Below are 15,257 nucleotides of genomic sequence, written 5' to 3' on the forward strand. Positions count from 1 at the left end.
CCGATGCCGTCGAGCTTGCCTCCGCCGTATACATTTGATCATGGAAACGGGGTGTCTCGGGTCCGGCAACACAACATGAATGGACATAAGTACGAATGCAGGCGGAGAAGCGCAAACTCATCGAGGTCTCGATGCCTCTCGAGGTCATAAATCGGGAATCGGCCCGCGAAAAGTCCATCCGTCATGGACACCCGTCCACTCTGCATCTGTGGTGGGCCCGACGCCCCCTTGCAGCGGCCCGTGCGGTCCTATTCGCCCAACTGGTCGACGACCCCTCTTCACACCCGGACCGTTTTCCTACTGAAGAGTCACAGGCCACTGAACGAGCACGCCTCCACCGCATAATCGAGCAACTTGTCGTGTGGGAAAACTCGAACAATAAGGCACTACTCAAAGCTGCTCACGACGAGATCGCTAAATCCTCTGGTCCAGAAGGCCCGCCAGCGATCCTCGATCCGTTTGCAGGCGGTGGATCGATCCCACTTGAGGCTCAGCGTCTGGGCCTCGAGGCCCACGCATCCGACCTCAACCCCGTCGCAGTTCTCATAAACCGGGCACTTATCGAGATACCCCCGATGTTCGCAGGCGCACCGCCAGTTTTTCCGGGGCTGGCGGACGGGCAGATGACTGCATGGCGGGACGCCGAAGGGCTGGCAGCTGACGTCCGTGCTTATGGTCGATGGATGCGCGATGTAGCCCAGCAGAGAATCGGTCACTTGTATCCGAAGGCCGAACTCGGTGCGGGTCAGACGGCCAACGTCATCGCTTGGATCTGGGCGCGCACGGTGATATGCCCAAACCCTATGTGCGGCATCAACATGCCGCTGGTCAGCTCGTGGTGGCTCAGCAAGAAGAAGAACAAGGAAAGGTTTCTTGTTCCCAAGGTAATAGACGGTAAAGTCTCATACTCGATCGATAAAGATCCCCTGAACTTTCCAGAAAAGGACGGCACTATTTCGGGGCGTACGGGCGCGAACTGCATCTCATGCGGCGCGGCTGTCCCTATGAGTTACGTCCGCCAGGCGCAAGCCAATGGACAGGCGGGCAGGGACCTAATCGCCATCGTGGCCGAAGGTAGGCGAGAGCGCATTTACCTTCAGCCGACGGATGTCCACGTCGACGCAGCTGACTCGGAAGTTTCGGACGAGGATTTGGGCGGCGCCTTGATAGCCAGCAACCCCCGGTGGTTCTCGCCACCCGCCTACGGCCTAAAGAGGTTTGCTGATCTGTTCACCAATCGGCAGCTTGTGGCGCTCACAACATTCAGCGACCTCATAGCTGAGGTCCGCGAGAGGATCCTGGCCGATTCACTGGCCGCCGGCGCGCCACACGGTGATCGACTCGAAGGTGGCGGCGGTGGAGCCGCCGCCTACGCCGACGCTGTAGCAACCTACCTCGGACTCTCGGTAAGTCGCTTAACGGATAGGTGCTCAACGTTGGCCTCTTGGCAGTCAACTGGCGAAAAAGTACGCAACGTCTTCGGACGTCAAGCTATCCCAATGGTCTGGGATTACGCTGAAATTGATCCATTCTCAAGTTCGTCAGGCAACTTTCTCGGGCAAATCGAGTGGGTAGCCCGGTGTGTGGATGTTGTCCCATCGAGTAGCGGGGCGGTTGCAGTTTCGGCCGACGCCGCGACGAGGGATTATTCAGGAATGGTCGTGTCCACAGACCCTCCGTATTACGACAACATTGGTTACTCGGACCTATCGGACTACTTCTACGTCTGGCAGCGTAGGGCTCTAAAAGCCATCCACCCCAAGCTCATGGGGACACTACTGGTCCCTAAGTCTGAGGAGTTAGTAGCGAACCCATACAGGCACGGAAGCAAACCGTCGGCGGAGAAATTCTTCGAGTCCGGCTTTGAAGAAGTCTTTGTCAAGATGCGCATGGGCGCGAACGCCGAATATCCGATCACGGTCTACTACGCATTTAAACAGTCAGAAACCACTCAAAACGGTCAGTCGTCGACGGGCTGGTCGACAATTCTGGAAGGAATTGTCCGTGCTGGGTGGATGATCACTGCAACATGGCCTGTTCGCAGCGAGCGTGGGGGGCGACTTATCGGGGTCGGCACGAACGCCCTGGCATCATCAATTGTTCTGGCCTGCCGTCCACGGAGCGAATCAGCACCCTCTACAGACAGGGGTGGGTTCCTGGCGGTCCTCCGCTCCGAACTTCCGCAAAAGCTACGGCAGCTCCAGGAAGCCACAGTGGCTCCTGTAGACCTCGCCCAGTCGACCATCGGACCGGGGATGGCCGTGTTCACTCGCTTCTCCAAAGTTACCGAGGCCGACGGAACTGCAATGCGAGTCCGGACGGCGCTCGAGCTCATCAATCAGGTGCTTGCGGAAGTGCTCAATGAGTTGGAAGGTGACTTTGATTCAGACACTCGTTGGGCACTCAAATGGTTCCAGCAACACGGTTTCGACGAAGGGGCCTTTGGGGCAGCAGAGACTCTTGCCACGGCACTGAATACCTCGCTCGAAAGCCTTGAACGCGGTGGAATCCTAACCAGCCGTGGAGGTAAAGTGCAGCTTTTCGCCCCGGCAGATCTGCCAGCCGACTACGACCCACGCCGGGACCAGCGTCTTAGTATCTGGGAGGCCGGACTGCACACGGCGAGAGTTCTCGAGGTCAAGGGCATCGACGACGCTGGGCGGCTTGTAGCCGGTTTAAAACAGGCGACGAGTTCGCGGATCGATCTGGATGCAATGAAGGAACTCGCGTACCTCTTGTACTCGATCGCTGAACGTATGAACTGGTCGAATATCGGCCAGACTTTCAACAATCTGGCCACAGCGTGGCCAGATATTCTAAAAGCCTCCGAAGCAGGCGCGTCAGCCATCGAACAGACCGGCTTCGACTTCGAGTCCGTCGACGACGAGTTCTAGAAAGGCACTTGGGGGCACCATGGCATTAAGCAATCTCGACCGAATCGGCAAGGCACTAGATATTCTGGCGCAAGGCTTAGAGCCTTTCGTAGCCGAAGCCCTGGTAGCCAAAGTACCGCCAGGCAAAGACTGGACGATCGTTCTGGCTGCTAAGGACGCACAAAACGGGGCGGCTAAACAGTACAACCGGCTCGATCCCAACGATCAACTCCGAGCACTTACGGAAAAACTGAGTCCCGGCTGGTTCCCCTTTGACGGGAAACTCTCCAGAGCAGAGCAGAACCTAGCTGGCGAGGCACGGGATATCCGCAATAACTGGGCGCACCGCAAACCAATCAATTTCGACGACGCCTATCGTGCACTGGACACTCTCGAACGACTCTTGCGGGTAGTTGGGTCGCCCGATGGTGCCGATCAGATCAGAGTTTCCAGGGAGGACCTTCGCAACAGCAACTTCCAAAAGGACGTCAAGAGGGCAACAACCTCGGGTGCCCTATTGGATACGGGATCGTCGAGTACCAAAGCCTGGCGCGACGTCGTCAAACCGCACGCGGATGTCATCAGCGGAACCTTCAATGCCAGTGAATTCGCGGCTGACCTTCATATGGTGGCGCAAGGTGTCGGATCCGAGGAATACATCGATCCTGTGCAGTTCTTCCGCCGCACCTATCTAACCGAAGGCCTCAAGGATCTCCTCGCGAAAGCCGTTCGGCGCGTTGGCGGGGATCTCAACGCTCCCCCTGTCATAAACCTCCAGACTAACTTCGGCGGCGGCAAAACCCACTCGATGCTCGCGCTCTGGCACATTATGTCAGGCCACCAACTCGATGAGTATCCTCAGGAAATACAAGAGCTCCTCAGTGGCACCGACCTCCAGGCGCTTGGAATGTGTCAGCGCGCAGTCCTCGTGGGGAATCACATTGCCGTAACTCCGGGAAAGGACTCCGTCAAGCCCGACGGCACCATCGTCAACACATTGTGGGGCGAACTCGCTTGGCAGCTCGGTGGTCCCGAGGGCTACGACGTCGTCAAGGAATCGGACGTGTCCGGCACTAACCCTGGTGCAAGCCTTAGAACGCTGCTGAGCCGCTACTCGCCCTCGCTCATTCTTATAGACGAATGGGTGGCTTATGCTCGGCAACTGTACGCGCGGGACGGCTTGCCAGCTGGCACGTTCGACACGCAGTTCACCTTCGCCCAGACACTCACGGAAGCCGCGAAATCAGTACCCGGAGTCATGCTGGTAGTTTCAATTCCGGCCTCAGATCATACGTCGGAAAGCCAGCAGGACTCTTCGTCCGACCTCGAGGTCGGCGGCGCTAACGGCAAAGCTGCACTCGAGCGCCTTCAAAACGTGGTCCGGCGTGTGGCAGATCAGTGGCGGCCAGCAACATCCCGTGAATCATTCGAGATCGTCCGCCGCCGGCTATTTGAAGCTCCCTCCGGTGACGCCTCCGTCGACATCTCATCAACAGCACGTCAGTTCGCAGAGTTCTATAGGAATCATCGAGATGAGTTCCCCGTCGAAACCATGGATCGTGAATACGAGCGCCGGATCGCCGAGGCGTATCCTATCCATCCGGAGCTCTTCGAGCGCCTCTACCGCGATTGGTCCACGCTTGAGCGGTTCCAGCGCACTCGCGGCGTACTGCGGCTTATGAGCACAGTGGTCCACGAGCTCTGGACGGCTGGTGACCAGAGCCCCATCATCATGCCCGGAAGCTTCCCGCTAGACACAGATAGTGTTCTCACCGAGATCACACAGTACCTCGATGACCAATGGAAGCCCATAATCGATGCCGACGTCGATGGCTCAGCATCTACGCCCGCCCGTCTTGATACATCGAGGCCAGCGTTCCAACAGCGACTCCTCTCGCGACGCCTGGCACGAACCATTTTCCTGGGGTCCGCCCCGACGCTCCGCAGCGCGCATAAGGGCATTGAACGTCAGCACGTTGCCCTTGGGGTCGCGATCCCCGGCGACGTGGTGGGAAACTTTGGCAGCGCGCTTCAGCTCATGTCAGAGCAGGCCACGTACTTTTATTCCGAGTCCAGCCGTTATTGGTTCGACGTCCAAGCCTCGGTGAGCCGCAAGGCTAAGGACATTGCGGAGCGATTGCATAAAGAAGACGTCTGGCAGGAGATTGTGGACCGCCTTAACAAATTCGAGGGGCGGCCGACTGCTGCATTCACGGGGACAGTCGTGGCGCCGTCCTCCTCGTCGGACGTTCCTGATGTGGAAGGCGTTCGGCTCGTCCTCCTTCACCCTAAGCACAGGCACCGAAGCAAATCTGAGACAAGCGACGCGCTGGCGTTCGCTCGCGACGTGTATGAACACCGCGGGCCCGCGAATCGTCAACACCGCAACACGGTTGTGTTCTTGGCACCTGACGAGAACGAGTACGGCGCGCTTGAAACTGCGGTCCGTGATTTCATTGCGTGGCGCGAGATCCAGGGCCAGATCGATGATCTCGGGCTGACCCGCCAACAAGAAACCCAAGTCAAGGCACGGCTTGCAGAAAGCCGAAAGGCTGTGGATCTCCGGCTCTCTGGCACGTACCTGTGGGCCCTCGCGCCCGAGATACACGAGGGCCACGCTGTTCAATGGTCCAAGCAGAAAATCGGCAGCGGCAGTGAGTCGCTCACAGAGCGGACGGGCGCGGCCCTGGTCCGCTATGACGCGCTGCGCGTGGTCAACGCGCCCGCCGCGATCAAGCAAGCTTTGGATGGCCGGCTGAGGGCCCGCTGGAACGCTGGCCGCATCACTGTAGGCGAGTTGTGGGGATACTACACGCAGTACGCCTACCTGCGGCGTATCCGCGACCGCTCAATCCTGGAAACAGGTGTGCGCGCCGTGTTGGATTTGCCCACCTGGAGCACCGAGGGCTTCGCCTTGGCCGAGGGGTACGACGAGGCTTCAGGGGACTTCCTCGGGCTAGCAATTCCGATGACTGAAGACTCGTTTGGGACAATCACTGACTCGACCCTGTTGGTGGATCCAAGGTTGGCCGAAAAGCAGCGGGAACGGGAGGTGCTGAGGTCACACACCCCCATCGACAAGCCCTTCGCCACCTTCAAAGACAGAACCTCCGACGGCAAGGAAGGCCTGACGGAGGGGCTGCCATGGGAGCAGATGGAACCGAGCAGGCGTGAGCGCGCCAAGAACGTAAGGTTCACCGGCACGTTCTATGCGCGAGTCGAAGCGCTCAGAACGGATCTTCAGAAGGTCTACGACGAGGTGCTGAGTCATCTTGCGACCGTGCCCGACGCTGACATCGAGGTTTCAGTCGAGGTTATTGCCAACCGCGCGGCAGGATTTGATGCCGACACCGTACGTGTGGTCAGCGAGAATGCCACCCAGCTCAAGTTCGAGTCAGCTAAATTCGAGGACGAGTCATGACAAGTGTGGATGTCTTTGGCCGCGAGGAGGCAGTAAAACAGGTCACACTCCCCATCGATTCAAAGGCTATGGAGGGTCTGGGAAAGCACCACACGCTAAGCTCGGCTGTCGCCGACCTAATCGACAACAGCATTAGTGCTGAAGCCAATGCGGTGCTGGTTCGATTCCTGCAAAGTCAGGGGACCATCATCGGTGTGCAAATTGTCGACAACGGAAAGGGGATGACTCCGCAGGGGCTCCGCGACGGGATGACGGTAGGCAGACGTCGAGACTATCGACCAGACGAACTCGGTCACTTCGGCATGGGTCTGAAAGCAAGCTCGCTCAGCCAGGCCAATGTGCTGAGTGTGTGGACCCGAGCTGCGAACAATGATCCGACCGGCATGCGGATGACGAAGGACTCAATGATGGATGGCGCACAATGTGACATCCTCAGTAAGTCCTCCGCTCTTGCCCACCTCTACGCGTCAGACTACGGTTTCGATCTCACGACGGGCACAGTGGTGCAGTGGTCGGACGTGCATGGCATGTCCGCGGCCGACAATCTCGCCGACCAGACACGTTGGTTCGAAAATGCGCTGGTGGCTCTCAAACTAGAACTGTCCGTCATTTTCCACCGGCTTCTGGAGACGGGTGCCGTGGACATCTACGTTGACGTGTTCGACGCGGACAGGTCAACTCCGGGCCTAAGATCCAGGCTCGAACCAACGGACCCCTTTGACTACAGACAAAGCGCGAACAATAACTACCCTATGAAGCTGATAGGGCATGTAGGAGATCAGGAGTTCACGCTCGAGTGCCATATTCTGCCAACTGGTGGTGCGACCCCCTCCGCACGTCTGTTGGGCAAGGACAGGGAGCATCATCAGGGAATATTCGTGTACCGCCGCGACCGGCTACAGCATCTCGGCGGATGGCCGAAACTCCTCCCCAACGAGAAGGCCCTGCAATTGGCGCGGGTGATTTTCGACGTCGGTACCGGCATCGACGAGCACGTTAAGATCAATCCAGAAAAGACAGGGGTCCAATTCACCCCTGCACTAACGACTGCGATCGACAGGGCGGTCAGCAGTTCAGGAGTATCCTTTCGACAGTACTTGGATGCAGCGAGAGACGCCTTCAAAGAGTCCAACCGACGTACAAGGGAACACAGACGCTTCGCACCTATGGGACGCGGCTTCTCCGATGCCAGTAGGACGATGATTGCATCCAACGAAAAGATGCTTCGGCCTAATTCCGAGCCCATCCAAGTAAGTTGGAAGGCCCTCAGCGTGGGTCTATACGAGATTGATCTCGAAGGTCGAGTAATTTACCTGAATCAGAACTATCGAGAAATCATCAATGGTGGTGTGAAGGGTGCAACCAACGACGCGCAGCTGATCAAAACTCTTCTTTTCTTGCTTCTAGAAGAAGAGTTTCTCAAATCCCACCTTCAAAAAAATAGACAGCAAGATCATTTCCGCATATCACTGGCACTCGAGAACGCACTGAGGGACGATGTTAGTCGAGTCACCGCTGTCCATAACGAGAGTAACGATGAGTAACATCCAGCACCGATTTTTTGACCCTGATTCACTGGAACGCCTGTTCGGAGAGCGTGAAATTTCCAGACATCGCGTCATCGAATCTCCGCGATGCGAAATCACCATCGACCCAATCCACGAAGAAATAGCGTTGACCGCCCCCGCCGACGGAGCCGAGCCGGATGTCAGCAAATTCAACAGAATCTCTTTTACCGTTCTGGGCGATGGTGCAGCCGGCGAATTCGAGATCCGGGTAGATGCCACCGATGCCCACTTCGAGGCTTACAACATTCTGACTGCAATAATCGATGAGCTCTTCGCCGGTTCCAGCTTTGCGCGGGCAACAACGGAAGCACTTGGAAACTACAAGGCTTTACTACGCGGAAAAAGCGGCTTGAGTGCAGAACAGCAGCACGGTTTGTACGGCGAACTGCTCCTCATGCGCCAGCTGATCTCCCTGATTGGTGAAGCCAGTGCCGTCGACGCATGGTTGGGACCTGCGAGCGAACAGCACGACTTCGTCTTTAGCGCATTCGACGCCGAATGCAAGACGACCACCAGCGAGAAACGGATCCACGTGATCGGATCCGCGTCCCAGCTGGAAAAGAACCCCGGACGAGACTTGTGGCTAATTTCCGTTCAGATCACTAGGGCCGGGCTGGATTCTGGCGAGTCTTTGAACGAACTGGTAACAGACGTCGCGCAGTCTTTGGACACTGAAACAGAGCGGTTTTGGGGTTATCTACGAGGTTTGGGCTGGCGCCGCGAGGACGCCGATCTGTATTCACAGCGGTTTATGCTTCGTAGCCCCATCCAGACCTACCTTGTCACCGACGATTTCCCTGCAATTACGACTGCTGCGCTGATGTCCGTTGTGCCGCACTTCGAAACTGTCAGTGATGTGTCCTACCGTGTAGATGTCAGCAGCCGCGAGCCAGCCGCTGCACCGGCTCCTCTCAACCAAGCAATTTACACCGACCAACTGCTCTAATCATGAAGGGACGTGTCCTGTGGGGGAAACGTTGTCATCATCCGCTGTTCGAGAAGCCATCATCTCCCAGTTGAAGGTTATGGGTGCCGGACGCCCGAAGTCACTGTTGGTTCGCGTCAACAACGAGCTCAAGATCGAAGATCTGTCGAGCATGGCTGAGGAAGAGTTGATTTCAGCTATCACTGCCGAGAACGTCAACGATTCCATCAGAATGGAATTCCAGCTCGCCTTGGCTCGTTGGGACGCCACCTCCCAGGGCGAGTGGCTCGAAGGTTCAGAGCCTGCGACCATCGGACGCCGCGATCGAGTCCTTACCCTTCTCGGCTTCAGTGATGATGCCAAGGACGTGGTGAACAGCCAGTGGCCGGTGCGCGCCGACGAAGGAGACATCGTTATCGCCACTGAGGCTGACCCATGGTACACAGAGGAGCGCGCAAAGCAGCATTCGTTCTACTGGCCAGCCTATCGCGCTGTTCTCGCCAATAAAGGGTGGCCCGCCGAGGCGATAGCAGACTTGGACGTTAGCACGCGTGAAGTCGTCAGTCGGCTCAGTGACCCAACAAACGAGACACTGTACCAGTCAAAGGGATTGGTTGTGGGCTATGTACAGAGCGGGAAGACAGCACAGTTTGCAGGAACTATTGCTAAGTCTATCGACGCTGGATACCGACTGATTATCGTCCTTGCTGGAACACTAAACATGCTGAGGACTCAGACGCAGCGACGCCTAGACATGGAGCTGGTGGGTAAGGAAAATATCATCGGCGGCATGGACGTCGACGATCCGGATCACCGCAAGGAAATCGACTACTTGGACGATACAGACTGGGAAAAGTTCTTGTCTCACGGCGTTCAACCTTCTGATGCTGGCTTCGTGGACATTGTTCGCCTGTCGGGATATGCGGATGACTACAAGCGCCTCAAAAAGGGACTAAATGCCCTCGAGTTTCGCACCGGTCTCCGCGATAAGACAAAGCCGCTCTACCATCCGGATAACCTATACAAAGCCGATGCAAAAATTGTCGTAGTAAAGAAGAATACGACCGTTCTCAAAAAGCTAGTTTCTGACCTAAAGTCACTGAAAATCAGTCTTGCCGAGATTCCCACGCTAATCATTGATGATGAATCAGACCAAGCGTCCATCAGCACAAAGCGCCCAACAGCAGCGGAGAAAAAAGAACGTACGGCAGTCAATCGCGAGATCACGAATTTGCTCGGCACCCTTAAGCGTGCCCAGTATGTCGGCTACACGGCCACTCCCTTTGCGAATGTTTTTGTCGACCCTGACGATGCTGCGGATATCTTCCCAAATGACTTCATAATTGCCCTCAAGCGACCAACGGGTTACATGGGTGCTAAAGATTTTCACGATCTTGGGCTTGAATTCGAGACAGACTGCAAGTCATTCAAAACATCCAATGAGGTAGCCTTCGTTCGGTCGGTCCAGGGAGATGACCCAGAAGACGTAGAAAGGTCTCTGAGAAGCGCCCTCGATGCTTACCTTCTGTCCGGTGCTATCAAGCTGTATCGAGCAGATAAGTCTGAGCTAACATTCCGACATCACACGATGCTCGTTCACGAATCGGTGAAAATGATCGAGCACCGGGACACGGCCGACCTATTGCGTGAATTATGGGCACAGGGCGGCTACTCATCCTCGGGCCTGCCGCGGCTCGAAGAACTGTGGAATGAGGATTATCACCCTGTCAGCGAAGCTCGAGCGGAAGACGAATCGCTAGTCCCATCATCGTTTGATGAACTAATGCCATATATAGGCAAAGCTCTCGACAAAATCAACTCTAGCCAGAACCCTGTTCTCGTGGTTAATGGCGACAAAGACCTGCAGACGCACCAGGAAGCGCTTAACTTTGATCGTGGTTCCGTTTGGCGCATCCTCGTGGGCGGCACAAAGTTAAGCCGAGGTTTCACAGTTGAAGGCCTCACTGTCTCTTACTACCGCAGAAAGACGTTGGCTGCGGACACTCTGATGCAGATGGGGCGGTGGTTCGGATTTCGAGGCGGATACAAAGACCTGGTTCGCCTATATATTGGACGCGCCGAGCTCAGTGGTCAAAAATATTTCGACCTCTACGAGGCCTTTGAGTCCATAGTTATCGACGAAGAGCTTTTCCGCGAGGAGCTTGCTCGCTATGCCGAACTCGACGACGAAGGGAAGCCGCAAGTTCGTCCAAGGGACGTACCGCCACTCGTCACTCAGCACCTCCAGTGGCTGGCACCGACGGCCGCAAATAAACGTTACAACGCAGTTGTGACCGAGCGAGGGGAAGGCGGGCGCCTGAAGGATCTCAACGCACTTCCGGCGCAGGAGGACGCTATCAACCGGGGTAACTTCCAAGCTGTTAAGCCGCTACTTGAGAGTGCTATCACCGACGCCACCTTCGTTACAGATTCGGGGTCAACCTATGCAGCGAAGTACGGGATCGTCGCAGCCAGCGATTTTATCAGGGTCTTGGAAGACACCAAGTTCAATGGAACCTTCGATCTTGAACCACAGCTTGAATTTCTCAAGAAGGCGGAAACCGACGGCCGGATCAAGGATTGGGTTGTCGTTGTTCCTGAACTGGCTGAAGGTACCAGAGTCTCTGTTGATGGAGTGCAGCTCAGCATACTCAAGCGGAAGCGTCGCGAGGAGCGGCAGTGGGCGTTTTCTGGCAGTTCAAGAAGGCAACGCGTCGCCGTGGAAGCGATCGCTGATCCGCGACAGGAGGATGGTGCAACGGACCTGGTGCAATCACTCCGCACTCAAACGCGCGGGGCAATCCTGCTGACACCAGCTCATGACCCGCGAGGCAAGTATTCGGTTAGTGACCCCTCGACACTCTCCGGGGAGGTCGATCCTGCACTCATCGCAGTGATGATTTCCTACGCTGCGCCGTATGCTGCGGCTCCAAAGGGAAAGATAGGATTCACGGTGCGCAGCCGGAAGAAGGCAAACGCTGCCATCCTGTCCCCAGAAGACGATGGCTACAATCTGAGCGACCACGAAGCCAGGGCCGCTGCTGGGTGAATGTTCTCTGGTGTGTGGCGGCGGCAAAGCCGCCACACAGGTTTCGATGAGTAGCGAGATAGTAAGGTGCCTCTGAACTCTCGAATAAGGAGGTGCCTCGGTTGTAGGCCGCCCACTCTTGCAGCACGCTATCGGGATAAGGACACCTCGAGGGTAGCGATGGCCGTTACCACTGGCTTCCGTTCCATCCCGTCAGGTGATGCGAAACTATGTGATGCTGTAACGCGCATTCTCGTTGCGCGCTTCAGTGAGCTGCTCATCAAGATGGCGGCGGACTGATTCGAGCGCCTGAGCCGGGCTCTCCGCTATATGCCCGGATACCGACGATATGACGCGCTGCGCGCGTATCCATTTATTCGTCGAGATAGTTCCCTCCTGCATAAATGTTGAAGTGCTTGACGCGAGGATCGAGGATGTACTCATCACTACTAACTTAGACGTAACCTCGGTCTTTCCGGACGGATCGCTCCGGCACACCACCCCAGCACACTCTTACTCGGCAGCAGTCATTTGGATGCAGGACCACAACGCCCTTCTGGCTTTTAAAGCCCGGACTGAATCCGCGACCCCGCCACGTGGTTTCGATATTCCGAGAGGGTTTGCAAGTCCAGTGCCGACGGCACCCTGAGACGTCGTCCATACTCCATGCGACGCGGGCTACATGGGGGCGCCTTCTGAGTTGCCTAGGTGACTCCAGCGCGCAAACAGCAGCCGTTGAGTACTGATTCCTGCCGAACCTAAGCCCACCGCTCCCATTGTTTACACGCTAATTTAGGCAGCGGCCGCTGCACCAAAAACACTGACGCCAGCACCAGCACGGCCCCAACCAGCTGCCAGCCCGACAACGCCTCCCCCAGGAACGCAAACCCCAGCACCGTAGCTACCAAGGGGCTCAGGAATCCCAGGAACGAGACCACCATCGTGGGCAGCCACTGGATCCCACGGAACCAGACCGTGTAGGCAGCCAGCGCACCGATCACGCTGAGGTAAGCAAAACCCGCCAGGTTAGGCACCGAGACCGACCCCGGCAGCCCTTCAACCACCAGCGTCACCGGCAGGAGCATAACCCCGCCCATCGCCAACTGCAGGCCGGTAAACCCAAGCAGCCCCACGCCGTCGGGCCTCCCCCAGCGTTTGGTGAGCACAATCCCCGCCGCCATGCTCAGCGCGCCGGCCATCCCGGCAAACACACCGATAACCGTCAGCGTCGCGGTGGACCGCAGGACCAGCAAGCCGACTCCGGCCGCTCCCACAGCGCACGCGACGATGTGCGTCATGCGGATCCGCTCCCCCAGCAGCGGCACTCCAAGAAGCAACACGAACAGCGGCTGAATCGACCCGACCAGCGCCGCCACCCCACCGGGCAGTTGGTAGGCGGTGAAGAACAGGAGGAAGAAGAACAGCCCGATGTTGAGTGCGCCCAGGGCGGCCGCCTTGAACCACCAGCTCCCCCGCGGCCATGTGCGGGTGACGAGCATCAGCACGATGCCAGCCGGAAGGGCACGGACGGTTGCGGCCAGGAGCGGCCTGTCGGCGGGGAGAAACTCGGTGGTCACCAAGTAAGTGGACCCCCAGACCATGGGCGCCAGTGCAGTGATGAATAGATCCCGAGGAGATGCCCTAGCCATTGTCCACTTTCATATATTTTGATGTCGAACTATTTGATGTAATACAATGTAGGTGGTGTACTGTTTGAGGTCAAGCTTGGAGGGACGATGGACCGCGACGCAGTAGACACGATTCTTGAGCAATGGAACAAGGAACGCCCCGACCTGGACGTCAGTTCGATGGGCGTTCTGGGCCGGCTGAACAGGGCCAGCCGCCTGGCCTCACTGGACGTGCAGAAGTTCATGAGCCAGTTCGGCCTGGAGCCGTGGGAGTTCGACGTGCTGGCAACGCTCCGGCGCTCGGCACCAGAAGCGCCGCTGACTCCCGGACGATTGGCCAGCCTGACCATGATCGGTTCCGCAGCCATGACCAACCGCGTGGACCGACTCGTAAACCGGGGGCTGGTTCATCGTGAGACCAACCCGGACAACCGCCGGCAACTGCTGATCAGCCTCACCCCTAAGGGACTCGCCTTGGTGGATGAAGTGGTAGACCACCACGTGGAGAACCAGCACAAGATGCTCGAAGGGCTGTCCAAAACCGAGCGAGTGCAACTCGCTAACCTCTTGCGCAAGTTCCTACTAACAAACAACGACGGCGAACCCTCCTAAGCACAGAGCAGCCGCCCGGGCATGACTATGCTGAACGCGTGACCTCAGAGCTAACGTCAGCGATCATGGAGCTTCTTGCGGCGCGCGCTCTATGGCTTATGAAACAGGATGCAGCAGAGGTCGGGGTTACCGCTGCAACGAATGCCCTCCTAGAGGGTCATGACAGCGAAACGCTCCGTGAACTCGCTGGAGCATCCGTGAAGATCAACGTGTTCCACCTCGGAGCTCTCATTGAAGAAGCTCTTCGGGAGCAAGGTCTGGCGACTGCAAGCATGACGCCAGACGACGCTCAGCTACTAGCAGCCCACTTTCATGCCCGCCGAGTCATTCAAGGAACACTTCAAATACGCGAGCTTGCGGCTTGGGCGCACACCGTGGTTCGGCATGAAGGACACCCGCTCGCCCAAGGTCTGGTTGAACTAGACGACGCTTATGACGCCGACGTATGGGGATGGAGGGAAATGAGAACCACTCCGTTCACAAGTTCAATAATCTTAACGACTACATAGATGAATGGTGACGAACTGGACATGCTGGATCAGGCAGACTTTATCCAAGAGGGCCTCCGCCGTCTTCAGCGGGAGGCCTTGGACTCTGGCGTCTTGTTGGAACACCAGGAAGTACGTATTGAATTGACGATTAGAGGAACAACGTTCCACAGATATCAAACTTTTCCCCAGCCCTTACCTGGTGGGCCGTCTGTACATATCTCCTTCTCCGAAAATGCCTTGGATAGTTGGGCAGAGGAACTGAAGAGGCGCTCTTATGTACCGGGCGTTGGCACATGGATGAAGTTGGAGATCCGGCTATATAAGGATGCGCTTGGGCGAATCAAATTCTTTGATGACAATGCAACGGCACCGACTCATCAATTTGAGGTGGGACTCGAAGCCAAAGAATACATAGTTGAATTAGCCGCCTTTCCTCGCAGTCCTGACAGGATTCCGCCGTGGATGTGGGCTATCTTCAAGGAATCGGGACTGCAACCCCCCATCTACAATCCCGAGTTCAAGTCAGTCGACTGGAAGAACAAGCGGCGGCCTGTGTCAGATCTTGGCACTGATCTAACTGCCGAATCGGTTGTCATCGAGGCTTCGTTCGAGTCAGGTGTATTCGCAAAGATCGGCCGTAAACTTTTCGGGGGCTAAGTACTCTGAACAGTCGGATGGCCTGCATTCCTATCGCTGGTTTCCATGCCTGGT

9 protein-coding genes are annotated in these 15,257 nt (G+C 57.0%); 8 read left to right on the forward strand and 1 reads right to left on the reverse strand.

Features of this window, described 5'->3' with window-relative positions:
- Nucleotides 1-95 precede the first annotated feature (95 nt).
- Genes ACZ881_RS13885 through ACZ881_RS13905 form a run of 5 tightly spaced genes read left to right on the forward strand, consistent with a single transcriptional unit; the run spans nt 96 to nt 11,836 of the window.
- The gene (locus ACZ881_RS13885; RefSeq protein WP_476116279.1) at nt 96-2,894 is read left to right on the forward strand and encodes a DUF1156 domain-containing protein; all 2,799 of its coding nucleotides are present in this window, start codon (nt 96-98) and stop codon (nt 2,892-2,894) included.
- A 19-nt stretch (nt 2,895-2,913) separates the two neighbouring features.
- On the forward strand, nt 2,914-6,294 hold the full coding sequence (locus ACZ881_RS13890; RefSeq protein ID WP_476116281.1) for a Swt1 family HEPN domain-containing protein: 3,381 nt from the start codon (nt 2,914-2,916) through the stop codon (nt 6,292-6,294).
- A complete protein-coding gene (locus tag ACZ881_RS13895; RefSeq protein ID WP_476116283.1) occupies nt 6,291-7,838 on the forward strand; it encodes an ATP-binding protein in 1,548 nt (515 codons plus the stop codon). The genes ACZ881_RS13890 and ACZ881_RS13895 overlap by 4 nt, the downstream gene beginning before the upstream one ends.
- Nucleotides 7,831-8,808 (forward strand): PD-(D/E)XK motif protein, encoded by a 978-nt coding sequence (locus ACZ881_RS13900; RefSeq protein ID WP_476116285.1) that lies wholly within the window; start codon nt 7,831-7,833, stop codon nt 8,806-8,808. Before ACZ881_RS13895 ends, ACZ881_RS13900 begins: the two co-directional genes overlap by 8 nt.
- A 19-nt stretch (nt 8,809-8,827) precedes the next feature.
- Nucleotides 8,828-11,836, forward strand: coding sequence for a Z1 domain-containing protein (locus tag ACZ881_RS13905; protein ID WP_476116286.1), 3,009 nt, complete (start codon nt 8,828-8,830; stop codon nt 11,834-11,836).
- 737 nt (nt 11,837-12,573) lie between these two features.
- Here ACZ881_RS13905 and ACZ881_RS13910 read toward each other — a convergent pair.
- Nucleotides 12,574-13,464, reverse strand: a complete 891-nt coding sequence (locus tag ACZ881_RS13910) for an EamA family transporter (RefSeq protein ID WP_476116287.1) — start codon at nt 13,462-13,464, stop codon at nt 12,574-12,576.
- An 87-nt stretch (nt 13,465-13,551) separates the two neighbouring features.
- On the opposite strand from ACZ881_RS13910, the gene ACZ881_RS13915 reads away from it, so the two are divergent.
- The 3 genes from ACZ881_RS13915 to ACZ881_RS13925 are packed head-to-tail and all read left to right on the forward strand — an operon-like array spanning nt 13,552 to nt 15,203.
- A complete protein-coding gene (locus ACZ881_RS13915; protein ID WP_476116288.1) occupies nt 13,552-14,055 on the forward strand; it encodes a MarR family winged helix-turn-helix transcriptional regulator in 504 nt (167 codons plus the stop codon).
- Nucleotides 14,056-14,093: 38 nt separating this feature from the next.
- Entirely contained in the window at nt 14,094-14,564 is a 471-nt protein-coding gene (locus ACZ881_RS13920; RefSeq protein ID WP_476116289.1) for a hypothetical protein, read from the forward strand.
- Complete coding sequence (locus ACZ881_RS13925) at nt 14,565-15,203, forward strand: hypothetical protein (RefSeq protein ID WP_476116291.1); 639 nt, start codon at nt 14,565-14,567, stop codon at nt 15,201-15,203.
- Nucleotides 15,204-15,257 lie beyond the last annotated feature (54 nt).

Source organism: Paenarthrobacter sp. TE3676, assembly GCF_056279165.1.

Coding starts and splice junctions, on each gene's coding strand:
- ACZ881_RS13885 (WP_476116279.1), top strand. CDS start 96: ATGCAGGCGGAGAAGCGCAAACTCATCGAGGTCTCGATGCCTCTCGAG.
- ACZ881_RS13895 (WP_476116283.1), top strand. CDS start 6,291: ATGACAAGTGTGGATGTCTTTGGCCGCGAGGAGGCAGTAAAACAGGTC.
- ACZ881_RS13890 (WP_476116281.1), top strand. CDS start 2,914: ATGGCATTAAGCAATCTCGACCGAATCGGCAAGGCACTAGATATTCTG.
- ACZ881_RS13925 (WP_476116291.1), top strand. CDS start 14,565: ATGAATGGTGACGAACTGGACATGCTGGATCAGGCAGACTTTATCCAA.
- ACZ881_RS13910 (WP_476116287.1), bottom strand. CDS start 13,464: ATGGCTAGGGCATCTCCTCGGGATCTATTCATCACTGCACTGGCGCCC.
- ACZ881_RS13915 (WP_476116288.1), top strand. CDS start 13,552: ATGGACCGCGACGCAGTAGACACGATTCTTGAGCAATGGAACAAGGAA.
- ACZ881_RS13900 (WP_476116285.1), top strand. CDS start 7,831: ATGAGTAACATCCAGCACCGATTTTTTGACCCTGATTCACTGGAACGC.